Raw genomic sequence first — 21,494 nt, forward strand, 5'->3', positions numbered from 1 at the left:
GATCTGTACGCCAATTCAGACGGAATCCGATAGCGTATGCGGCAACAGCGAAAGGAGCTGACGATCATCACTTATTTTCATAAAAACGACGCGATCGCCGATCGGGCGGACGGCTCGATCCCTGCGGTGCTCAACACGATTGCCCAGCGGTATATCGGAGAACATCCGCAGCACGGCGTTCGGTTTCGGATTCATCGGCAAGACGGATTCAGACGTACCGGCGATTATCGGTACGAGATGGATTTGGATCGCCGCTGGCCCGAAGCCAAAGCCGGCCAGTATGTGCTTGTATGGGGCAAGCTGTGGAGCGAGCAGGATACGGCGTTGAATACCAGCTTGAATTGTCAAAGTCCCGTCACGATCTACGCCAACGGAGAAGAAGCGTTCAAGTCCGAACTGCTTCAAGAACTATTCCCCGAGCGGCGAACCGCGATTGCTTTGCCCGTACGGCGGGGATGGAACGATATCGTGTTGCGTTTTGTCAAAACGGAAGTCGGCTTCGGCGGCGTATACGGAACAGGATCGTTCAAAAACTTCCCGCTACATATATTGGCGCCGGGATCGGATCGCGAAGGAGAAGAAGGCTGGTTGTATTCCGAGCCGTTCGACGAAGCCGTACAGCCTGCGTTGCCGCACAGCGGTATGCGCGAAGCGGATACCGGACTTGCCTGGTTCCCGCGCAGCCAGTGGAGCGAGAAAGAATCGCAAGCCGGAAACTTCGCGCGCATATTCGGCGGCCAACAAGTAGGCGTTGCCTACGCTTGGTCGCGCTTGGCGCGATTGCGCCCGGGAGCCGAACCGATCGTGTTGGAAGGACAGCATGACGGAGCGTTGACTTTGTGCGCGAACGGCACTCAAGTGTACGCTTCGCCGGGCAGCGGGACGTTCCGGGTTGAACTTACGGACATCAAAGGCGAGGTCGATCTGATCGCGTGCAGCCGGACGGATGGTGCATCTGCTCTCACGAAATGGGGCTTCCGCTTGCATGATTCGCAGAACGGAAGCAGGCAGTTGAACGTGCCGCATCAAATTGCCGGATATGACGGGAATTGGCTGTACGCAGGCATACTTCGGAACGACCGCCAGCTCGATCACAGTCAACTTACCACCATGACCCGTGTGTTCGACGACGGCGATTCCGGTACGTACTGGCAAGCGGACCTGCCGGGAGCCGTCATTCGTCCGTTTTTGGAAAATACGCATTACGGCAAATGGAACTATCCGCTCGGCGTTACGCTGCTGGGACTGCTTCGCGTCGGACGGGAATTGGATCGCCCGGCTTACGTCCGCTATACGCTGGATCATATCCGACTCAGCAGTTCATTGGATATCTATGCGCTCTGGGATCGTCGCACGTACGGGGCGGCAGGCGTCAACAATCAGTTGTCGGCGATCGACAGCCTGGACGATTGCGGTTCGTTCGGCGCCACGATGCTCGAAGCGATGGAGTCCGGCGATATCCCGGGCGGACGCGCCGTAGCCGATCGGATCGCCAAATACATGACGGAAGATCAGGAACGGCTGCCGGACGGCGCTTTTTACCGGGTGAGAGGCAGCGGCGAGACGCGGCAAGAGACCATGTGGTGCGACGATCTGTATATGAGCACGCCGTTCCTGATGCGTTACGGCCGCTTGACGGGCGATCCTGCGTATCGGGACGATGCGATTAACCAGTTTCTTCGTTTCCGGGATTATCTGTTTTTGCCGGAACAAGGGATTATGTCGCATGTGTACGATTTCGTTCGCGGCCGCGCGACCGGCATTCCGTGGGGCCGCGGCAATGGTTGGGTGCTTTTTTCGCTGACCGAGCTGTTGACCATTCTGCCTGAAGAGCACGAACGCCGAGCGGAACTGCTGGCTTTTTACCGGGAGCTGTGCCGAGGAGTTCTGGCGCTGCAAGGCGACAACGGATTATGGCACCAAGTGTTGGATCGCCCTGATTCGTATGAAGAAACGTCCTGTACGTCCATGTTCGTTTACGCGTTCGCGCGCGGTATTCGATCGGGTTGGCTTGAAGAACCGGAAAAGTATCTGTACTCGGTTCGAGCGGCTTGGGCAGGCATGACGCGCATCTCGATCGACTGGAAAGGCAATATTTACGGCGTTTGCCGCGGTTCCGGTTATTCGTTCACCGCGCTGTATTACCGGGATGATCTGGGCTGGAACCTGAACGATACGCACGGGATCGGGATCGTGTTGCTCGCGGGAACGGAGCTGCTGCGGTTGAACCGGGAGCTTAACGAACGGTCGGATTTCCCGGTCGAAAATCGCGCCGCTGCTCAACCGAACGTCGGAGCATCGCGCACCTGATCTTGGATAAGCGGTCGACCGAAGCGTATCGGTCGGCCGCTTTTTGATCGGCTTGTATTACGGATAATTCGCGGTCGCGATACACACTTCCACCAGTTCTTCCACCGATTCTTCGCACCCCCGCCGCACCCAGTAAAAGCCGATATTCATAATCAACCCGATAAAGCCCAGCAACTTCAGCTGTACAGCGGGATCATCGGACGCGCGGTCGAGGTAAAACCGGTTGGCCCGGTGGATCATGCCGATATACGGATCGTTAAGGATCAGCAACCGGATATAGGTCTTGTACTGCCGGATCACGGTGAACAGCTCGGTCAAAAAAATGCGTTTGTTGGCCTGCGTCAGCGATTGCGGCGTATGATCCGATACCGTCTGCAAAAAAGCGTCGAACAGTTGGATCAGAATATCTTCTTTGGAGGCGAAATGGCGGTAATAGGTCATGCGCGATACGCCCGCTTTGCCGATGATGTCCGTGATCGAAATGCGTTCCCAAGCCCGTTCTTCGAGCAGCAGCAAAAAAGCTTCCTGGATCGACGCTTTGGACAACTGCTTTAATTCTTCGTTCCCCATCTGTGACACTTCCTTTCCGTTTGTCTCACCTCGGCGCTTCATGTCTACAAAAGGCATACAAGAGGTGATACGATTGTAACATCTTTAACAGATTCAACAAGCTAACATGCACGGAAAGGTTGCGAGAACGATGAAAAAAGATACGATGAAAACAAACAACAAATGGATCAAAACGGCGGTTGTAGCGGGAGTTGCGGTCGGTGCGGCGGCTCTGTATGTCAACAAAGCGGAGCAGCAGTCGCTGCGCAGCAAACTTTTGGCGTCCCTGATCCGACTCAGCGGCACCCGGCAAAAATTTTCTTCCCCGGATTCGATGCAGGCGAGTCTGCGAAACGTCGTCGCGTCGGAAGATTACCGGTTGCCGGACAAACCGTACCGCAGTGCGGTGACGTCTGATTCGGTGCAGGGATACCCGGTGTACACGTTCAACGATCGTCAGGATTCCGCGCAAAAAGCCGTTCTGTATATGCACGGAGGAGCTTGGGTGTATCAGCCGATCGGTTTTCATTGGACGTTTATCGACAAGCTGGCGCAGGCGACCGGAGCCAAAATCATTGCGCCGATCTATCCCAAAGCGCCGACGCATACGTTCGAAGACACGTTTGCGCTGCTGCGCGAACTTTATCCGTCGATCCTTGATACGCTGGATGATCCGTCGCAATTGACGATTATGGGCGATTCGGCAGGCGGCAATATTTCGCTGCTGCTGGTTCAGCGTCTGCGCGAATGGGAGCTTCCGCAGCCGGGCCGGGTCATCGTGTTTTCGCCTTCGTTGGATCTGTCTTTCGATAACCCGGATATTCAACGTTTTATGAAAAACGACCCGATGCTCGACGTGCCCGGCGGACGTCACGCAGCTTCGCTATGGGCCGGAAAAGTATCGCTGAAAAGTCCGTCGGTTTCTCCGCTCTACGGCGATTTCTCCGATCTGGCGAAAATCACGATGTTTTACGGCACGTACGAAGGCGCTTATCCCGACGCGGTCCTCTGGGACAACACACTGACCGAAGCGGGGATACCACATGATTTTTACGTGTATCCGAAAATGATTCACGTGTTCCCCTTGTACCCGATTCCCGAAGCGGAAAAGGCGTTTGTGCAGATCGTGGATGCGATGGACGTTTGAGAAAAACATCCAGGGTAAATATTTGAAACCGGACAGGGAATTGCGCTTGCGTGACTGCGGCTCGATTCCCTGTTTTGCTTGGCTGATTCTTTTTCATATTCCGCATAGACGTGTAAAATAAAAAGCAGATCCCTAAGCATAAGTCGATCATCCGATCCCGTTATTTTAAAAAAGAAGGTGAATACGCTGAACATACCGGTTCTGATCGAACGTCTGCGAATATTGAATATCACGTTGGACCCCGGTCTGACGCAGGAAGAAATACAGCGGGCCGAACAGGAGTATTCGATCTCTTTTCCGCCGGATCTGAGAGAATTGCTGCAACAAGCGCTCCCATACGGCGAATCGTTTCCCGACTGGCGCAATCTTTCTTCGCGCAATATCAAGCGGATTCGCGAAAGGTTGAACCAACCGCTGGAGGGCGTCTTGTTTGATATCGAGCATAGTGGCTTTTGGCCGGATCGCTGGGGAACCAAGCCGCCGGAACGCGCGCAAGCCAGAGCCGCAGCCGAGCAACACCTGCAACTGGTGCCCAAGCTTATCCCTATCCGGGGCCATCGGTACTTGCCGGCAACGCCGCATCAAGCGGGCAATCCGGTTTTTTCGGTGCATCAAACGGATGTGATTCCTTATGGAGAGAATTTGGCGGATTATTTCGAAATCGAATTCCGGCATAAACGTTATGAAGAAATGAATGTTGCAAAAATCAAGCCGATCGACTTCTGGGGAGAACTGGGTTAGTCGGATGACGGGGATGAACAAGGAAAAGGAGAGACGCCTATGGAGATCACGTTGAGCTTGGCCGGGATTGAGGATGCGGAGACGATTCATGCGATGCAGGTTTGTTCTTTTGCCCCGTTGCTGGAAAAGTACCGGGATACAGATACCAGTCCCGCTTTGCAATCCGTCGGACACATCCGTGAGCGAATCGAACAGTCTGCAACGGATTACTATATCATTCGCTGCGACGATGAGAGGGTAGGCGCGATTCGCATCGTGCGCAAAGAACAGTTTAACCGCGTCAGTCCCGTATTCGTCGTGCCGAAGCACCAGGGACGCGGCATCGCCAGAATGACTTTTGCTTTAATTGAAGCCCGTTACCCGGATGTGCGGCGCTGGGAACTGGACACCGTTTTGCAGGAGAAAGGGAATTGCCGTCTCTACGAATCGCTTGGTTATCGGCGTTTCGGTGGAGAGAAGGCGATCAATGAACGGATGACGTTGGTCTTTTACGAAAAGGAAATATTACGCTGAGAAAGACGGTAGCGGGAAAGCGAGGTAGGCAGCATGAACGGGAAAATAGCGGATTCGCCGGCGGAGGCCGAAGATGGATATTGGTTGCGCGGTTCGACGGGTTCGGTGAGCATTGGTCCGCACACTGGCAGTTGGGACAACGTTTACCCGCCACACGTTGGGATATCGCGTACCGCTGCCGCCGAACAACGTCTGCCGCGATCCATCCGAACCGATATGACCTCAATGAATCGCAGCGTCGGTTGGAGCAGGCATTGACGGATATCGGACATCTGGCGCACGAGATCGGGGAAGAGCATTGGAAAACGAATTTTTTCGACGCTGCGGTCAACGACTTGGTGATCCACGGGGAGGAACAGCCATGAGTTCAGAAAAGCGGAAAATGACGTTGGAGAACCGGGAGTTTGTGTACACGCTGCGGGAGCGATTCGATCCGGCAACGGGGAAAAGCATGGTGGCGTTGAACTTCTTCGCGGCGGAACGGAGAAACGGAGAGTGTCGCTTTCATTTTCAAACCTGGGATGACGTCATCGCAGGCAGTCCGCTGATGGTCGGTATCGATCTGAAACCTAAGGGGAGTGCCGGGAGCGAACGTTGGAATCTGCATGATCCGAAGCGAGTGAGGCTGCTGCTCTCCTATGCTTTGGAGCAAGGTTGGAGCGGGGAACATCACCGAACATTCGACGACGGTATCGGCGTATTAGAAGAATTGGGGTGGGAAGCGGACATGTTGAGAACGGAGCACTTGGAGTTGAGCAGACGTCGGGCGAGCGTAGAGAAGTTGATTGCCGAGACGTTTGGCAGCGAAGCGGAAACGTTGGAACGTATGGCTTTCGGGCATCGGAATATCGTTTACCGGGCGGAAGTCGAGGGTCAACCGATTATCGTCAGAACCAATGGCGATCGCTCGGTCATGCGGCGCACGGCGGACAATATGACGGATTTGCGCGAGTTGGGCATTCCGGTTCCGCGTATCCGTGCCTATGATATCGAAGGGGCGGATTATCCGTTTGCCTATATGATTTTGGAGGAGTTTCCGGGTCGGGATTTGCGTTACGAGTTGCCTGACATGACGGAAACGCAGATGACGGCGGTCGCGGAAAAGATCGTTTCGTTTCAGCGTATGACCCGGCGGATTCCGCACGGCGAAGGTTACGGTTGGGTGCCGATCGGAGAAAAAGGGCCTTTCGACTCCTGGCAGGAACTGATCGCGGACGAACGTGCGAACAACTTTCGGTCGAGCGGCGAGATCGTCGGGAGCGGGTTGATGGATGCGCTGGATCGGAGATTGGAGCTGCTGCATCCTTATTTTGCGGAAGTGGAGCCTGTCTGTTTTCTTGATGACTTGACGATTAAAAACGTGATTGTGGAAAAAGGCGATTTTCGCGGCGTAGTCGACTTCGACGTCGTTTGCTACGGCGATCCGCTGTATTTTATCGCATTGACGCAGACCGCGATCTTGTGCGATCTGGGTGAAAAGAGACTTTTTTACGCGGAAGAGCTGTGTAGGATTATGGGTTTGGATGAGCGGCAGCGGCGGATCGTGGATGTGTATTCGTGTTTGTTCGTGGGTTCGTTTTTGGATTATTGCCGGGAAAATGGGGACGAGGATGCGGAGGCGAGATTGCTTATGTATATGGGGAAGTGGTTGGGGTGAAGGGGAAGTAGAAAACAAGCAAAGAGTAGATCGATTGTGCTTCAAATAGCATGATGCGATAAAATCCAATTTATGCTATAATTCAAGTCATCATATCTATTGAGCGACGAAGAACGTCCTCCGCGGCTGCCTGCCGGGAGGGCGTTTTTGCGTTTAATTTGAAGGAGGACTATTTATGCCAGGCAAAACTCTTTTTTCGTCGGCCGATTCCAAACATGCCGAATCCCTTAAGCTGCCGCCGACCGAATTCGAAACCGCGCACTCCTTATACGTACAACGTCATGTCCAAGCTCGTTCCGGCGAACGCCGAGGACGTTTGGAACGGGGCCATCAATACGCCGAGAAACTTTTTCTGCAAAACGTTTGGTGGCCGTTGGTAGGAAACTTCGATCATCTGCACCCGGAGTACGAGATTCACGATTGGAACCGCCGCTCACAATTTTTGGATTTCGCTTTCCTGCCCGAAAACGGGGGACGGATCGGTATCGAATGCGACGGCTTTCAAAGCCACATCAAAGACATGGATCGCGAAAAATTCAGTTATGCGCTTAATCGAGATTCTTTTCTGACCGGAATGGGTTGGAAAATGCTACACTTTTCTTTTGACGATATTCAAAAGCGCCCCGAGGTATGCAGAATGCTGCTTCAATTGAGCTTAAGCCCGATAATTCTGGATACTGCAAAAGGCAAAGGTCGGTCCGTGCTTTCTCCTGAACAAAAAGAAGTATTGCGAACCGCTTGGCGCTTGGGAAGGTGCATTCGTCCGAAAGATGTCAAAGATCAATATGGTTTCAGTCATCGCAAATGCAGTGGCTTGCTACAAAGTCTGGTCGAAAAACGACTGCTGCGTGCGATCACCGGAAATTCGTATGTGTGCAAGTATGAGACAGTCGGCGAGTTTCCTGAATGGTTGTTTTAGAGAAATTTTTAAAATATGTACAAAATATCAACAAATTGAGCCATTTTAAAGCTTGATTTAATAAATGCTGACGTTTAGTCAACAAATTTTGAATAATATGCCGATTTTGAGCAGACCATAGTAAATTTGTTGACGCAGCGTCAGCATTTTAAAAAGACTCGACGGTTTTGAAGAAAAATGTGTGCAAAAAGTCAACAATAGTGCATCGGTTCCCCCTTACCTCCCATTCGCATCCGCGGATTATTCATCTTACCGGCACCCCCACCCCTAATCTTTGCTCTTTTCCCCATTTCAGATTCATTTAAGCCACCTCTTTTATCATAAGCTTATTACAGAAAACAACGAGGTGAGCTTCCCATGATGAGAGCAGACGAAACCATTCCACATCCACCTAAAAAGAAGCGCAAGTGGCCGGTCATTGTACTGGTGATCGTGCTTGTGCTCGGAACCGTCCTATACAGCCTAGCCAACCGTTATTTGATCCCGCACGTCGAAGTGGCGGTCGTAGACAGTTCTTTGACTACAAGCAGCGGCGACAGCGGAAGTTCGGGCACGACGGACGTCGTCACGGCCGCCGCCGAAGCCAACGCCACGTCCGACGATTGGAGCTACAGCAGCGACGACGTCGATATCAATATCGATAAAGTCGTCACCGGCACGGGCGACGACCAGATCACGTATTACGTCGCCGACGTGGTGCTGCAAGACGCGACCGATCTCAAATCGGCGCTCGCGGGCAACAGTTTCGGCACCAATATCACCGATACCACGTCGAATATCGCTTCCGGCGCGGGCGCGATCCTGGCGATCAACGGCGACTACTACGGGTTCCGCGAAGACGGCGTCATTATCCGCAACGGCACGCTGTACCGCGACGTGCCAACCCGCGACGGCATGGCTTTGATGGACGACGGCACGATGCAAACGTACGACGAGACGACGACTTCTTCTTCGGAACTGCTCGCGGAAGGCGCGCTCAATACGCTGTCGTTCGGTCCGATCCTTGTTCAGGACGGCGAGATCGCCGGAGACTTCAGCAGCGTCAGCATCGACAAAAACTTCGGCAACCGCTCGATCCAGGACGCCAACCCGCGTACCGCGATCGGCATGATCTCCGCCAACCATTACGTGTTCGTCGTCGTCGACGGACGTTCGAGCGACAGCCGCGGCATGACGCTGGACGAGCTGGCGAGCGTGATGCAAGGGCTCGGCGCGACCGAAGCGTACAACCTGGACGGCGGCGGCTCCTCGACGATGTACTTCATGGGCCGGGTCGTCAACAATCCGCAAGGCGAAAACAAAGAACGCGGCGTCAGCGACATCCTGTACGTCAGCGAGGGGGAATAAGCCATGACCATTTTGATTCCTGCTTACGAACCTGACGTGCGGTTGCTCAACTTGATCGTCAAATTGCAAGAATACGGACTCGGCCCTATCGTGATCGTCGACGACGGCAGCGGACCGGATTACCAGGGCCTTTTCGATACGGCAAAAGCTTACGGCTGCACCGTGCTGACCCATACGCACAATCTGGGCAAAGGCTGCGCGCTCAAAACCGGTTTCCGCCATATCCGCGAATGGGACCTGCAAGAAGCCGTGATCTGCGCCGACAGCGACGGGCAGCATCTGCCGTACGATATCAAGCGCGTCGTCGACGCGATCCAGTTGCATCCGTCGGCGGGCATGGTGCTCGGCAGCCGCAAGTTCACGGGTCAAGTGCCGCTGCGCAGCCGTTTCGGCAACAGCGTGACCCGCGGAGTGTTCGCGGTCGCGACCGGCAGCAAAGTGTACGATACCCAGACCGGACTGCGCGGCTTCCCGCACCATATGCTGGACTGGCTGTGCGAGATTCCCGGCGACCGGTTCGAGTACGAGATGAATATGCTGCTGGCGGCGCGGCGCGAAGGCTATGCGATCCGAGAAGTGTTTATCGAGACGGTATATCTGGAAGAAAACAAATCGTCGCATTTCCGCCCGCTGGTCGACTCGATGCGAATTTACCTGCCGATTCTGGCGTTCAGCGCATCGTCCGCCGCTTCGGCGATCATCGATTTCACGCTGCTGTTCCTTTTCCAATACATGACGCATAATCTGTTTTTCTCCGTCGTGGCGGCAAGGCTTTGCAGTTCGATCTTCAATTACTCAATGAACCGCAAATACGTGTTCGGCGGCAAAAACGCGGCCAAAGTGCGCAAGTCAATGCCGAAATATTTTTCGCTCGTCGTGCTGGTGCTGCTGTTGAATTACGGGTTGTTGTACTTCTATAACGAGCAGTTGATTCTCCCGTTGGTGGTAGCCAAGATTTTGACGGAAGCGTCGATCTTCGTGTTCAGCTTCTGGGCGCAGCGGCGGTTTGTGTATTGATTTTAAAAGAAAAAACTTCTTCGGTTTTGCGCCGGAGAAGTTTTTTTGCGTCATGGGGTCGAGTTAACGAACAATTGGGTCGCTCACTGCGTTTATAATGAAAGAAAGTGGTATAGCGAGCAAGTAGAAGGGAGATATCAATGAGCGAAAAAAGAAAAATATGGATATGGTTACTGATTCCGTTTTTGTATGGGGCTTTGGTGTCCTTCGTGCCGATGATCATTTATCCGGTGGCGGCGCAGATCGTGTTCGGGGCTTTCTGGCTTTGGGTCGGTATGCGATTCGCGCTGTTAAGCGGCAATTCGTTGAAAAATTTCGCATGGGGGAATAGTTTGTGGTTGATCTCGTTTCTGCTTTTCCTTTGGCAATTCATTTTGACGGACGACGCTAATCGCAACATGGCAATCGCCGCGGTCAGCCAAAATTATATGTTGTCTTTTTTGACGTCGGGCGTATGGATCTACCGTTTATCCGAGACGGATAGCATTGATGCCACGCCGATCATGACTTTGGCTTATATCGTGATGGTCGTCGTTTTCGCGATCGGGTTCGTATGGGGAAAAATCAAAAAGAAAACGCAAATCGAATAGGCAAACCCTTTTTAAAAGAAGGTACGCTAACGGGAGGCATTATGCGAAAAAGATTTCAGACCATCCTGGTCGCGGCCTGCGCCGTTATGATCGTGAGTGCCTGCACCGACCGTTCAACACAAACACAACCCGCGACGGCCTCTTCAACGACTGCAAAAACGGAAAGCGCGGATACGCCGTCCAACGAAGCGCCGACAGAAAATAACGACGCGCCCGAGATGACTTCCGGCGTGAATGTCGATAGGGACCGTATAGACAGCCCGCTTTGGAACGAGGAGATGCGGGAACAGCTCGAAGTCGTTTTGCAAGCGACCGTCGATAAAGACGCGGAAGCGTTCAATAGCGGCTTGGGTCCCGATGCACAGGGCGTTTTCGACTATATGCTGGAAAACGAATACGATTTTCAACAAGTAAGTTCGATCCATGAAGAATACGGAAAGGTTCTGGTCCAGGTGGATAGCGTATTGGAATTGCCGGGCGAAGCGCCGAAGCCGTATACGTGCACGTTTTATTTCGAGCAGGATCAAGCAGGGGAATGGCGAATCGTTTCGATAGACTGAGACTGAACGTAGCGTCGGTATCACAAGCACAGATCGGAGAGGATCACAATGACCGACTTAATCACCTATTATAGCGCTTTTGACGAATGGGGCAGGCTCGAACGCGAACCGCTCGAATTCACCGTCAATCTTCACCACATCTTTGCGCACCTGCCAAGCGCGGGCCGCGTGCTTGATAACGGAGCGGGACCGGGTCAATACGCGATGGCTTTGGCCGAAAAAGGCTACCGTATGACGCTCACCGACCTGACGCCGAGACTGGTCGAGATCGCGGGAGCCAAAGCAAACGAAATGGGCTTGAGCGACAACTTTGACGGGTTTCATACCCGCGATGCCCGTGATTTGCAAGGAATTCCGGACGACCGGTTCGACGCGGCGCTGATGCTCGGCCCGATGTATCATTTGCAGGAAGAGGCCGACCGTATCCGCGCCGTGCAAGAACTGCATCGCGTGACAAAGCCGGGCGCGACCGTCTTCGTGGCGTTTATGCCCCGAACAGCCTTTTTGCGCAAATCGCTTGCTCAACCGGAAGCCTGGAAACCGAATCATACCGCCGACGGTTTGGATCGCCTGATGTCTTCGGGTCGTTTCGACCATGCAGACGAAGGGCGATTCACAGGCGCGTATTATTTCGATATTGACGAGATCGATCCTTTTATGGACGCGTACGGGTTCGAAAACGTCAAAACCGTCGCATCCAGCAGCATCGCGGGCGCGATGACGCCGGAGCAGTGGACGTACTGGCGGGAGCGGGGCGAACAAGAATTTGACCGGGTCATCCGGCATCTGATTGACGTATCGGACGACCCGCATATTCTGGGCATGTCGCCGCATGTGCTGTATATCGGAAAGCGAAAATAACGGTTGACCGATAGCGAACACTCCGAACATATGCCGCAACGACCCAAAGACTTGCAAGTCAAAATGACCAACGTAACGACCGCGATCGACGACATGTTCACCCGTCCGATCATCGGAGGCAGCAAGTTTACAGCCGAATTAGCCTCAGCCGAAGCAGCAAAAGAATCCGAACGCGGCGACGGACCCGAGATTCAAGCCTGGTATACGTAATAGTGGAACAAAGAAAAAGACAATGTGCTGATTTAGGGCGTGTACGCAAACTCAGGCGACGTGCATCTTGAGCTGCCTTTTCGCCCTCCTCTACGTCACTTTCTAGACATTCTAGCCCCGGAGAATATTTCCGGGGCTTTATGCTGAATTTCGTCCGATTCATGCAGGATTCCCGCTACAAAACGAGAACTACATACTCATGATAACGCTACCAAATAACGATCAAGGAGGATCATCATGATTGCCTACCATCGTTTGAGAGAAGCTATACTGCGGGTAGAACGTCGGCCGAATGATCTGGCAGGAGCCGCGATTACGTCGGAGAAGCTGGAGCAACTGCGTTCTTCGGAACATCTTCGGGAACTGTTGGACGAGATCAGAGCGGAAGCTACACTCGGCGTAACAGAGCCGTTGCCGTCCCTGGATTTCGATGTGTTCAAAACCTTCCATGAACAAGGCACGCGTCTGGAATACGAACAACCGTATTTCCGCCGACGCGCACGCTTGTTATCTCTTTCACTTGCTTTGCTGATTGACGGAGAAGACGAGTACCGAACAGCCTTACAACGCACGGTCTGGGAGATTTGCGGGGAATATAGCTGGGCAATCTCTGCGCATTTACCCTATGGTACGGATCAAGCGGGAGAAGAACGTTTACCGCCTGATCACGTTGTGGATCTGTTCGCCGCCGAGACCGCGAATGCTTTGGCGGAAATGTTGACGCTGGTCGGCGATCGTCTGCATCCGTGGATCGTGCAGCGGGTAAGCAGCGAGATCGAGCGCCGGGTATTCGAGCCTTGTTTCCGCAATGATCGGCCGTTCTTCTGGTTCTCGGCCGATCATAACTGGTCAGCCGTGTGTGCGGGAGCGGTCGGAATGGCGGCGATGCTGTTGATCGACGATCGGGAGCGGTTAGCCTGGGCTCAAGCCAAAATCGCCGATGCGATGGACAGTTTTCTATCCGGTTATGGGGACGATGGCTGCTGTATGGAAGGCGCGGGCTATTGGACATATGGCTTCGGCTACTACGTCTATTGGGCGGAAATGCTGTATGCCTACACGGGCGGCGAATTGGATATGTTGCAAAGCGGGAAAGTACGCCGAATCGCCGAATACGCAGGCAGTGTCGCGCTGACTTTGCCGGCTTGTGTCAATTACTCGGATTGCTCGCCGGAGATTCGGCTGCATCCCGGATTGATGAGCCGTTTGCAAAGCCGTATCGGAATCAGCGCGCCAATCGTAGTCAAGCCGCCTTCTTTCCATGACGACCATTGTTACCGCTGGCCGCATCAGGTGCGCAATCTGCTTTGGTCGGAAAAGCAGTTGGTCGAAGAAGGACCGCCGTCCGGCACGATCCGTTTCCCGGATGCGGGTTGGGTGATCGATAAACGGCAGACGTCGGCGGGCTTATTCGCGTTTTCGGCCAAAAGCGGAACCAACGACGAACCGCATAACCACAATGATCTGGGACATTTTATCGTACACGCGGCGGGCGAGACGTTGCTCACGGATCTGGGACCGGGCATGTACACGCAAGAGTATTTCAGTCCGGCAAGATACAATCATTTGCACACGTCCTCTTTGGGACATTCGGTTCCGGTCGTGAACGGTTGCGTACAAGAAAGCGGGAAAAAGCATCGGGCCGAGATTATCCGCAGCGTAAGCAATGGGGATCGTCTGCATTTTGACCTGGATCTGACGCAAGCGTATGGAAAAACAGCCGGTCTGTCTTCCTATATTCGCCATTTCACTTGGACCTGCCAGGGAGGCGTACCGTCTGCGGTATTGGAGGTTCGGGATGTGTTCGAGTTCGTCGTGGAAAAAGCAGACCCGGAATCCCGCTTGGCCGAGGTTCGCTTGGCCGCCGCCGATGAAGCCCGTTTGGAAGAAGACGGCAACCCGCTCATCGAAGACGAATCGGCTCCTTTGGCGGAAGAAGGCTCCGGACACCGGGTAACCGAACATTTTATCAGCCTTCACCGTCCGGAAACGGAGCTGGGCACGATCGTCTGGCAAGGGAAGCAAGGTCGGGCTGAGCTGCAATACAATCCGGCATGTTTTGAAGTCGTCGTGGAAGAACTGGATACGCATATGCACTTGGGCGAAAAACAGCGGGTTTATCGTACGGCGCTCATCGCGACTTCATTGAAACGCAGATTCGTTGCCGAATGGACCTTACGCTGTTCGGCCAAGCAAGAGAAGCATCATCCCGAGGGTAAAGTGGCATCTTCGATCTAATATTAGGTATAATAAAACGATCAATAAGTAAACAAGGAGGCGGTCCGATGAGACTAGCGGAAGCGCTGGTACAGCGTGCCGATCAGCAGCGAAAAATCGCCCAATTGAAGCAGCGGCTCGAACGTGTCGTCAAAGTACAAGAGGGCGATGTTCCGTCAGAAGATCCGCATGTGCTGCTTAACGAGCTGCATGAGACAATCGGCAGCCTAAGCGAATTGGTGAAAAAGATCAACAAAACCAATTCTTTTACCGTGTTCAGTGAAGGAAAAACGTTGGCGGATGTCTTGGCCGAGCGGGATCGCATTATGCAGGAGCGCAGCGCATTGAACGAGATTTTGGAAGCCGCTTCGGTGAGACAGGATGTGTTCAGCCGCTCCGAAGTCCGTTTTTACCGTACGATCGAAGTATCCGAGCTTCAAAAGAAAGTCGATGAGCTGTCCAAATCGTACCGTGAACTGGATTTTAAAATCCAAGAGAAGAATTGGACGATTGATCTGATCGAAAGCTGACTTCATTCGACCATCTATCGCGCAAGCAGGTAATCCGCATCATCGAAGCGAGCATAACCCCTCAACGGGCATGTTGAAAACTGGATCGGGTGCTGGGCCAAGCCCGAATAACTAACCTTTTAGCCCAATACCGTAACAAAAGTGCATGCACGGATGTATCGGGAACTTCTTATTGTCACTACCGTATGCTGGTCGATGAACGGATGAGGGCGGGTCAGGGGATTTGCGCGAAAGGTTGGACGTGGAGGGATCGGATAGCGGATTAAGCTGGTCTACCTTCGACGAATATCCGTACGAGGATATCGGTTCGGGATTATATATTCGAATCTACGAGATCGGCGGCGGTGAACAGTTGCGGATCAGCGGTACCAGCCTGAAGTTGAATCCGATGGGCGTCGTATGGATTCATCGCGACGGAACGGAGACGGTTATCGAAGGCCGGAAAGAATGGGAACGCGCGCGGGAGCAGATCGCCATGAACTGATTCCGACAGCGTTCTTTTTTTATAGATCCATTTTAATCAAGGCAAGCTAACAGGAGGAAACGAACATGGAACATGTCTATCTCGGCAGAAGCGGGCTTGAAGTGTCGCGTTTATGTCTGGGTACGATGACGTACGGCGATTGGGATATGGATGAACGCAGCTCGTTGAAATTGTTGGCGCGTATTTTGGATGCGGGAATCACTTTCCTCGATACGGCGGATACATACGGAAAAGGGACGAGCGAAGAGATTATCGGCAAAGCGGTCAAGGGGCGCCGGGACGATGTGATTTTGGCGACCAAATTCAAAGTCCGTACGGCAGAGGGATCCAATGGCGAAGGAGCAAGCCGGCATCGGATTATGCGTCAGGTCGAAGCCAGTCTTAAGCGACTTGGTACGGATTATATCGACTTGTACCAGATTCATCGTCCTGATCCGAACACCCCGATCGATGAGACGCTTCGGGCGCTCGACGACCTGGTCCGGCAGGGCAAAGTCCGGTATATCGGCTGCTCGAACTTCGAGGCTTGGCGTATGATCGAATCGTTATGGACTAGCGAAAAAATGAATCTGGAACGTTTCGTGACCAATCAGCTTAACTATAGTTTGCTTGAACGCTACAGCGAGCAAGAAATCATTCCCGCCGCCGAGAGATACGGAATCGCTACACTGGCCTATTCGCCGCTGGCGGGAGGCTGGTTGTCCGGCAAATATCGCGAAGGTCAGCCGTTGCCGCCAAATTCGAGGGGCGAAGCGCTGGATCTGAGCAAGACCGCAAACCGGGATCGGCTGAACGTCGTGGAAAAGCTGGCGCGTCTGGCGGAAGCCAAAGGCGTGAGCTTGAATCAATTTGCGCTCGCTTGGCTAATGCGCCGAAGCGACGTTATCCCGATTGTCGGCATCCGTAACGAGCAGCAATTGGAAGATAACTTGAAGGCCCTGCATGTGAAACTGACGGACGAAGAACTGCAAGCCGTTGACGGGATTGTGCCGAGTCCGTATCGGGATCACTCCCAAGACGGAAGCTTCACGCTAACAAAAATTTCATTATAGGATTTTTGAGAACGAGGGGCTTTAAATGGTATAATGGCTGGGAGCCGATCCGAACAAGCACGGAGAAACTCATCCCAATACATTAGAGAGAGGGATCACAATGGCTAACGGAACAACAGCAGGTTTTCAACAAGACGATCGGCTTCAGCAGCTGAGCGAGAATGGCATCGATTGTACCGTCATCACCGTAAACGGAGCACGCATTCAAGGCAAGATCGAAGCGTTTGACCGTTTCGTTATTGTCGTTCGTACGCCAGCCAGCAAGCAGAGCCTGATTTACAAGCACGCCGTTTCGACGATTGTCGAAGGCATGGGTAAATAACCAGTGATCGCAAAAAAGGCCCGATGAAGCGGAGCGTAGACTCCGTTTCTCGGGTCTTTTACGTGCATCCCATAAGGTCCGTATGATCGACGACCGGAGATTCGGGTAATGAGTAGCAGAAGAGAGAGCAATACCAATCGCACACAGAGAGCGGGGAACTTTCCGATGACACAATCATCCCAAACCAACTTCGATCTAATCGTACTCGGAACCGGCAGCGCAGGACAGAATGTCGCAACCTCATGTCGGGAAAAAGACTGGAGTGTGGCGATCATTGATCCGCGTCCGTTCGGCGGCACCTGCTCGCAGCGCGGCTGCGATCCGAAACGCGTGCTGGCCGGAGCGGCCGAACTGATCGCGCGCAGCCGGAATCTCAAAGGCAAAGGGATCGCCGGCGAGAACGCTATCTTCTGGTCGGACCTGATGGCTTTCAAAGAAACGTTCGTCGAAGGCATCCCGGAATCGACCGAAGAAAAATTCGAAAAAGCGGGCATTGCTTATTTTCACGGGACCGCTTCTTTTACGGACACGAACACTATCCGCGTCGGCGAGCATGAATTGACCGGCGGCAAAATTCTGATCGCGACAGGCGCGAAACCGGCCACGCTGGATATCGAAGGCGAAGAGCTGTTGATGAACAGCGAAGGGTTTCTCGACTTGGAAAAGCTGCCGGAAAAGATCGCGTTTATCGGCGGCGGTTATATCTCGTTCGAATTCGCGCATATCGCGGCCGAAGCGGGAGCGGAAGTCCATTTGATCCACAACAACGACAAGCCGCTCAAAAACTTCGATCCCGATCTGGTGGAAGCTTTGGTCGAGAGTTTGAAAAAAGTCGGCATCCGGTTCCATTTGAATACGAAAACGGAAAAAATCTCGCGCTCGGGCGAACATTATATCGTGGAAGCGAAAGAAGAAGGCAAGGCGCTGACGCTGGAAGTCGGAGCCGTGATTCACGGAGCAGGACGCGTGCCGAATATCGAGGAGCTGGATCTGGACAAAGGCAACGTCGAAGCGGATAAAAAAGGCGTGACGGTGAACGACCATATGCGCAGCGTAAGCAATCCCGACGTGTATGCCGCAGGCGACGTGTCCGGATCGCCGGGACTTCCGTTGACGCCGATCGCCGGACTGGAAGCACGCGCCGTGACCGCGAATCTGTTGGACGAAGGCAACAAAACGCCGAATTACACCGCCACGCCGTCCGTCGTCTTCACCTACCCGATGCTGGCCGCCGTCGGCATGACCGAAGCGGAAGCCAAAGACAGCGGTAAAGACATCAAAGTCAATATCCTCGATATGTCGGACTGGTACACGTACAAGCGCATGGGCGAGTCGCCGAGCATGGCCAAAGTCATCTTGGATAAAAACGACGGAACGATTTTGGGCGCGCATGTGCTGAACAGCAACGCCGAGCATCTGATCAACTACTTCACGATCGCCATGCGGCATGGTTTGACGGCGGAGCAGCTTGGCGATACGTTGTTTGCTTATCCGACGGACGGAAGCGATGTGCAGTATTTGTTGGAGTTGTGAAAAAACGAAAAGGGAGAGTAAGAACATTTCACGGATAGGAACATGCAATGTACAGGACATGAGGCCATCCGGCTATTCGGAGAAAGTATAATCCGACAAGCGTCCAAAACGATACATTTCGGTCCGAATCGTTCAAATAAGTTCGTATATACACTTAATTGGTTCGAATTTTGCTATTTTGGAAAAATAGATGCGGATATACACTTAATTTCTCGATTTTAAGCTTATTTAAGCTTTTTTTCTTGAAATAGGTGTAGATTCGCATCTATTTTAAAATTCGGGAGAAGATCGAACGAAATAAGTGTATTCGAGCACTTGTTTCAATCTCTGAAATCGTCAGCGCGCGAGGTTGTTTGCATAAGGTTCGAGCAGGCGGAACAAAAAAGCACTCCGGTAATCACCGGAGTGCAAGTTCCTCTTCAGGAACGGACGTGTAAGTCTGCCAAGGGATCGATGCTGCGCCGAGCTGGTCAAGATAGGCTACATACTCGGAGTCGCCGCAATATTTCGGAACGCCGTAGGCATCCTGCGACATCAGAACGATCGGCATGTCCGGAAAATAAGGCTCGTACTTCGCCGCTGCTTCCTCGCAAGTGCCGGAAAATCCGAGCACATGCAGCTTCACCGCAACTACCGCAAACTTCCCGCCTTGCCGTTCCATAACCGCGCCGTCAAAACTCATGATTATTCGCCTCCAATTAAAATAGGTTACAAATCTATTAAAGCAGATTTGAGATTTTATGTTGTGAACCATATCACAAACTATAGTAAAAATTGCAAACGTTTTAGTTAAAAATGTAATCGTTCTCTATCTTCGAAGATGACACCTGTCACTTAACACCTGGTCCTAATACATGCTATAATAAAACCCATTCACTCCTAAGAGCGGACAGCCGCTTATCAGTGTTGGTTTCACGACTACGTTTTTCACAAAGGAGAAGGATCGGATGAAATACAACGAATGGGTAGCCCCTGAACGTTATAACATGACGGAAGAAATGGAGCGCCACGCACCGGACAAGATTGCGCTCAAATGGCTCGGAGAAGGAGAAGAGAGCGCGGAGATCACCTACGGCGAGCTGCTGAAGCAGGCGAACCGCCTGGCGGGCGGACTTGCGAAGCAAGGACTGCAAAAAGACGACAAAGTGCTGGTTACGGTGCCGCGCCGCATTATCGCTTACGTCACGTACCTTGCTTGCCTGAAGCTGGGTCTGGTCATCATACCGTCTTCGGAAATGCTGCGTGCCAAAGACCTCTCGTACCGCCTGCGCCACTCGGAAGCGCGCGCGGTCATCTCCTGGCCTTCCGTAACGGGCGAAGTAGACCGGATCGAAGAAGAGCTGCCTGAATTGAAATATCGCATCCTGGCTACGGAAGCCGGGGACCTGTCGACGCAAGAGGGCTGGCTGAATCTCAACGCCCTGATGGAAGGCCAATCGGATACGTTCGGGTCGGTCGACACTTCGCGTGACGATATGGCGATTCTCGCGTATACATCGGGCACTACCGGCAATCCGAAAGCGGTTGTGCATACGCATGGATGGGGCTTCGCGCATTTGCGTATTACGGCTTCATGGCTCGATATCCGCGAAAGCGACACGGTCTGGGCAACGGCAGCTCCAGGCTGGCAAAAATGGATCTGGAGCCCGTTCCTGTCGGTGCTGGGCAGCGGAGCGACCGGATTCTTCTACAGCGGTTCGTTCGAACCGAAGCGTTATCTGCATCTGCTTCAGGATTACAAAGTCGGCGTGCTCTGCTGCACCCCGACCGAATACCGCCTGATGGCGAAGTCGCACGGCCTGAACGAATACGACCTGACGAATCTACGCAGCGCCGTATCGGCAGGCGAACCGCTCAACCAGGAAGTCATCAACGTGTTCCGCGAGCATCACAATCTGACGATTCGCGACGGCTACGGTCAAACGGAAAGCACGCTGCTGATCGGCAATCTGGTCGGTTCCGAGATTCGTCTCGGCGCGATGGGCAAATCGATGGCCGAAGGCCTGGCGCTGGTCGTCGATGACGAAGGCGTGCCTGTAGCTCCGGGCGAAGTCGGCAATATCGCGGTACACAGCGAGCTTCCGGCACTGTTCCGCGAATACTTCAAAGACCCGGACCGCAAAAATCAATCGATGCGTGGCGAGTACTTCATCACGGGCGACCGTGCGAGTCTCGACGAAGAAGGGTACTTCTGGTTCGAAGGCCGCGGCGACGATATCATCATCAGTTCCGGCTACACGATCGGACCGTTCGAAGTCGAAGAAGCGCTGATGAAGCATCCGGCGGTCAAAGAATGCGCGGCGGTCGCGAGCCCCGACGAGATTCGCGGCAGCATCGTCAAAGCGTTCGTCGTGTTGCGCGAAGAAACGGAAGGCACGCCGGAGCTGGTCAAAGAACTGCAAACCCATGTCAAAGAATGGACCGCTCCGTACAAATACCCGCGCAAAATCGAATTCGTGACTGATCTGCCGAAGACCGCTTCGGGCAAGATCCGCCGGATCGAACTGCGCGAGCAGGAGAAACGGAACGTCTCGAAATAAAGGTTAAAACGACTGCAAAAGCGGCTCCGACGTCAACCGACGCGGTAGCCGCTTTTTTTTGAAATCAGTCTTTACTTCAATAAGCCAGCGTCGCGCCGTAAATGTAGCGAAGCGCTTGCCGCGTGCCGGAGTGCTTAAGCGTGGACAGAATCATAATGTTGGTCGGTCCCGGCGTAAAAGTAACGATAAAGCAATAGAGTAAAAAAGAAACGGTATTCATGCAAGAGGCTCCCTTCGATGTCTGCTGACACCTAAGCCTAGAGCCATTCGTCCTGAAGCTATAGTACATTATTGCAGGATGAAGATATTTCGATATTTTTAAACGATATTCATGTACGTTTTTATCCATAACGCTGATATTATTATATTCTGTCGGCGCAAGCCGAAAAAGAGAG

General features: G+C 53.2%; 23 protein-coding genes. 20 read left to right on the top strand and 3 right to left on the bottom strand.

The features are described 5' to 3' along the window. The first annotated feature begins 36 nt into the window (after nucleotides 1–36). Entirely contained in the window at nucleotides 37–2,310 is a 2,274-nt protein-coding gene (locus tag WKI47_RS02440; protein WP_340225595.1) for a glycoside hydrolase family 88/105 protein, read from the top strand. A 57-nt stretch (nucleotides 2,311–2,367) separates the two neighbouring features. Here the strand turns inward: WKI47_RS02440 and WKI47_RS02445 are convergent, their stop codons facing one another. Beyond that, nucleotides 2,368–2,880 carry a TetR/AcrR family transcriptional regulator gene (locus WKI47_RS02445; RefSeq protein ID WP_340225596.1) on the bottom strand — a complete coding sequence of 171 codons (513 nt, stop codon included), beginning with the start codon at nucleotides 2,878–2,880 and terminating at the stop codon, nucleotides 2,368–2,370. A 130-nt stretch (nucleotides 2,881–3,010) separates the two neighbouring features. Between WKI47_RS02445 and WKI47_RS02450 the strand changes: the two genes are divergently transcribed. From WKI47_RS02450 to WKI47_RS02535, 18 genes are all read left to right on the top strand, one after another. Further along, complete coding sequence (locus tag WKI47_RS02450; RefSeq protein WP_340225597.1) at nucleotides 3,011–4,006, top strand: alpha/beta hydrolase; 996 nt, start codon at nucleotides 3,011–3,013, stop codon at nucleotides 4,004–4,006. A gap of 177 nt (nucleotides 4,007–4,183) precedes the next feature. Continuing rightward, on the top strand, nucleotides 4,184–4,747 hold the full coding sequence (locus tag WKI47_RS02455; RefSeq protein ID WP_340225598.1) for an SMI1/KNR4 family protein: 564 nt from the start codon (nucleotides 4,184–4,186) through the stop codon (nucleotides 4,745–4,747). 39 nt (nucleotides 4,748–4,786) lie between these two features. After that, the gene (locus tag WKI47_RS02460) at nucleotides 4,787–5,260 is read left to right on the top strand and encodes a GNAT family N-acetyltransferase (protein ID WP_340225599.1); all 474 of its coding nucleotides are present in this window, start codon (nucleotides 4,787–4,789) and stop codon (nucleotides 5,258–5,260) included. An 80-nt stretch (nucleotides 5,261–5,340) separates the two neighbouring features. Then, on the top strand, nucleotides 5,341–5,625 hold the full coding sequence (locus WKI47_RS02465) for a hypothetical protein (RefSeq protein WP_340225600.1): 285 nt from the start codon (nucleotides 5,341–5,343) through the stop codon (nucleotides 5,623–5,625). Then, entirely contained in the window at nucleotides 5,622–6,917 is a 1,296-nt protein-coding gene (locus WKI47_RS02470) for an aminoglycoside phosphotransferase family protein (protein WP_340225601.1), read from the top strand. The genes WKI47_RS02465 and WKI47_RS02470 overlap by 4 nt, the downstream gene beginning before the upstream one ends. 175 nt (nucleotides 6,918–7,092) lie before the next feature. After that, nucleotides 7,093–7,836, top strand: a complete 744-nt coding sequence (locus WKI47_RS02475; protein WP_340225602.1) for a hypothetical protein — start codon at nucleotides 7,093–7,095, stop codon at nucleotides 7,834–7,836. A gap of 357 nt (nucleotides 7,837–8,193) precedes the next feature. Beyond that, a complete protein-coding gene (locus WKI47_RS02480) occupies nucleotides 8,194–9,183 on the top strand; it encodes a phosphodiester glycosidase family protein (protein WP_340225603.1) in 990 nt (329 codons plus the stop codon). Between the two features lie 3 nt (nucleotides 9,184–9,186). Beyond that, on the top strand, nucleotides 9,187–10,200 hold the full coding sequence (locus tag WKI47_RS02485; protein WP_340225604.1) for a bifunctional glycosyltransferase family 2/GtrA family protein: 1,014 nt from the start codon (nucleotides 9,187–9,189) through the stop codon (nucleotides 10,198–10,200). A gap of 140 nt (nucleotides 10,201–10,340) precedes the next feature. Continuing rightward, nucleotides 10,341–10,790, top strand: coding sequence for a hypothetical protein (locus tag WKI47_RS02490; RefSeq protein WP_340225605.1), 450 nt, complete (start codon nucleotides 10,341–10,343; stop codon nucleotides 10,788–10,790). A gap of 41 nt (nucleotides 10,791–10,831) precedes the next feature. Next, on the top strand, nucleotides 10,832–11,350 hold the full coding sequence (locus tag WKI47_RS02495) for a hypothetical protein (RefSeq protein WP_340225606.1): 519 nt from the start codon (nucleotides 10,832–10,834) through the stop codon (nucleotides 11,348–11,350). Between the two features lie 48 nt (nucleotides 11,351–11,398). Beyond that, complete coding sequence (locus tag WKI47_RS02500) at nucleotides 11,399–12,211, top strand: class I SAM-dependent methyltransferase (protein WP_340225607.1); 813 nt, start codon at nucleotides 11,399–11,401, stop codon at nucleotides 12,209–12,211. A 3-nt stretch (nucleotides 12,212–12,214) separates the two neighbouring features. Further along, on the top strand, nucleotides 12,215–12,421 hold the full coding sequence (locus WKI47_RS02505) for a hypothetical protein (protein WP_340225608.1): 207 nt from the start codon (nucleotides 12,215–12,217) through the stop codon (nucleotides 12,419–12,421). Nucleotides 12,422–12,658: 237 nt separating this feature from the next. Then, complete coding sequence (locus WKI47_RS02510; RefSeq protein WP_340225609.1) at nucleotides 12,659–14,659, top strand: heparinase II/III family protein; 2,001 nt, start codon at nucleotides 12,659–12,661, stop codon at nucleotides 14,657–14,659. A gap of 47 nt (nucleotides 14,660–14,706) precedes the next feature. Continuing rightward, nucleotides 14,707–15,168, top strand: a complete 462-nt coding sequence (locus WKI47_RS02515) for a DIP1984 family protein (protein ID WP_340225610.1) — start codon at nucleotides 14,707–14,709, stop codon at nucleotides 15,166–15,168. Between the two features lie 223 nt (nucleotides 15,169–15,391). Further along, a complete protein-coding gene (locus WKI47_RS02520) occupies nucleotides 15,392–15,652 on the top strand; it encodes a hypothetical protein (protein WP_340225611.1) in 261 nt (86 codons plus the stop codon). A gap of 65 nt (nucleotides 15,653–15,717) precedes the next feature. Continuing rightward, nucleotides 15,718–16,704 (top strand): aldo/keto reductase, encoded by a 987-nt coding sequence (locus WKI47_RS02525; RefSeq protein WP_340225612.1) that lies wholly within the window; start codon nucleotides 15,718–15,720, stop codon nucleotides 16,702–16,704. Nucleotides 16,705–16,804: 100 nt separating this feature from the next. After that, the gene (hfq, locus tag WKI47_RS02530; protein WP_340225613.1) at nucleotides 16,805–17,026 is read left to right on the top strand and encodes an RNA chaperone Hfq; all 222 of its coding nucleotides are present in this window, start codon (nucleotides 16,805–16,807) and stop codon (nucleotides 17,024–17,026) included. A 165-nt stretch (nucleotides 17,027–17,191) separates the two neighbouring features. Next, nucleotides 17,192–18,559, top strand: coding sequence for an NAD(P)/FAD-dependent oxidoreductase (locus WKI47_RS02535; protein ID WP_340225614.1), 1,368 nt, complete (start codon nucleotides 17,192–17,194; stop codon nucleotides 18,557–18,559). 397 nt (nucleotides 18,560–18,956) lie between these two features. On the opposite strand, the gene WKI47_RS02540 is transcribed toward WKI47_RS02535, so the two are convergent. Continuing rightward, nucleotides 18,957–19,241 (bottom strand): hypothetical protein, encoded by a 285-nt coding sequence (locus tag WKI47_RS02540; protein WP_340225615.1) that lies wholly within the window; start codon nucleotides 19,239–19,241, stop codon nucleotides 18,957–18,959. Between the two features lie 265 nt (nucleotides 19,242–19,506). Here WKI47_RS02540 and WKI47_RS02545 point away from each other — a divergent pair, with 265 nt between their 5' ends. Then, nucleotides 19,507–21,099: an acyl-CoA synthetase gene (locus tag WKI47_RS02545; RefSeq protein ID WP_340225616.1), complete on the top strand. Its 1,593-nt coding sequence runs from the start codon at nucleotides 19,507–19,509 to the stop codon at nucleotides 21,097–21,099. A gap of 76 nt (nucleotides 21,100–21,175) precedes the next feature. Here WKI47_RS02545 and WKI47_RS02550 read toward each other — a convergent pair whose 3' ends face one another. Further along, nucleotides 21,176–21,319 carry a hypothetical protein gene (locus WKI47_RS02550; protein ID WP_340225617.1) on the bottom strand — a complete coding sequence of 48 codons (144 nt, stop codon included), beginning with the start codon at nucleotides 21,317–21,319 and terminating at the stop codon, nucleotides 21,176–21,178. Between the last annotated feature and the right edge of the window lie 175 nt (nucleotides 21,320–21,494).

The organism is Saccharibacillus sacchari (assembly GCF_037722395.1).
GTDB classification, from domain to species: domain Bacteria; phylum Bacillota; class Bacilli; order Paenibacillales; family Paenibacillaceae; genus Saccharibacillus; species Saccharibacillus sacchari_A.

Coding starts and splice junctions, on each gene's coding strand:
- WKI47_RS02510 (WP_340225609.1), top strand. CDS start 12,659: ATGATTGCCTACCATCGTTTGAGAGAAGCTATACTGCGGGTAGAACGT.
- WKI47_RS02535 (WP_340225614.1), top strand. CDS start 17,192: ATGACACAATCATCCCAAACCAACTTCGATCTAATCGTACTCGGAACC.
- WKI47_RS02460 (WP_340225599.1), top strand. CDS start 4,787: ATGGAGATCACGTTGAGCTTGGCCGGGATTGAGGATGCGGAGACGATT.
- WKI47_RS02450 (WP_340225597.1), top strand. CDS start 3,011: ATGAAAAAAGATACGATGAAAACAAACAACAAATGGATCAAAACGGCG.
- WKI47_RS02540 (WP_340225615.1), bottom strand. CDS start 19,241: ATGAGTTTTGACGGCGCGGTTATGGAACGGCAAGGCGGGAAGTTTGCG.
- WKI47_RS02545 (WP_340225616.1), top strand. CDS start 19,507: ATGAAATACAACGAATGGGTAGCCCCTGAACGTTATAACATGACGGAA.
- WKI47_RS02475 (WP_340225602.1), top strand. CDS start 7,093: ATGCCAGGCAAAACTCTTTTTTCGTCGGCCGATTCCAAACATGCCGAA.
- WKI47_RS02525 (WP_340225612.1), top strand. CDS start 15,718: ATGGAACATGTCTATCTCGGCAGAAGCGGGCTTGAAGTGTCGCGTTTA.
- WKI47_RS02445 (WP_340225596.1), bottom strand. CDS start 2,880: ATGGGGAACGAAGAATTAAAGCAGTTGTCCAAAGCGTCGATCCAGGAA.
- WKI47_RS02515 (WP_340225610.1), top strand. CDS start 14,707: ATGAGACTAGCGGAAGCGCTGGTACAGCGTGCCGATCAGCAGCGAAAA.
- WKI47_RS02490 (WP_340225605.1), top strand. CDS start 10,341: ATGAGCGAAAAAAGAAAAATATGGATATGGTTACTGATTCCGTTTTTG.
- WKI47_RS02440 (WP_340225595.1), top strand. CDS start 37: ATGCGGCAACAGCGAAAGGAGCTGACGATCATCACTTATTTTCATAAA.
- WKI47_RS02470 (WP_340225601.1), top strand. CDS start 5,622: ATGAGTTCAGAAAAGCGGAAAATGACGTTGGAGAACCGGGAGTTTGTG.
- WKI47_RS02550 (WP_340225617.1), bottom strand. CDS start 21,319: ATGAATACCGTTTCTTTTTTACTCTATTGCTTTATCGTTACTTTTACG.
- WKI47_RS02480 (WP_340225603.1), top strand. CDS start 8,194: ATGATGAGAGCAGACGAAACCATTCCACATCCACCTAAAAAGAAGCGC.
- WKI47_RS02485 (WP_340225604.1), top strand. CDS start 9,187: ATGACCATTTTGATTCCTGCTTACGAACCTGACGTGCGGTTGCTCAAC.
- WKI47_RS02495 (WP_340225606.1), top strand. CDS start 10,832: ATGCGAAAAAGATTTCAGACCATCCTGGTCGCGGCCTGCGCCGTTATG.
- hfq (WP_340225613.1), top strand. CDS start 16,805: ATGGCTAACGGAACAACAGCAGGTTTTCAACAAGACGATCGGCTTCAG.
- WKI47_RS02500 (WP_340225607.1), top strand. CDS start 11,399: ATGACCGACTTAATCACCTATTATAGCGCTTTTGACGAATGGGGCAGG.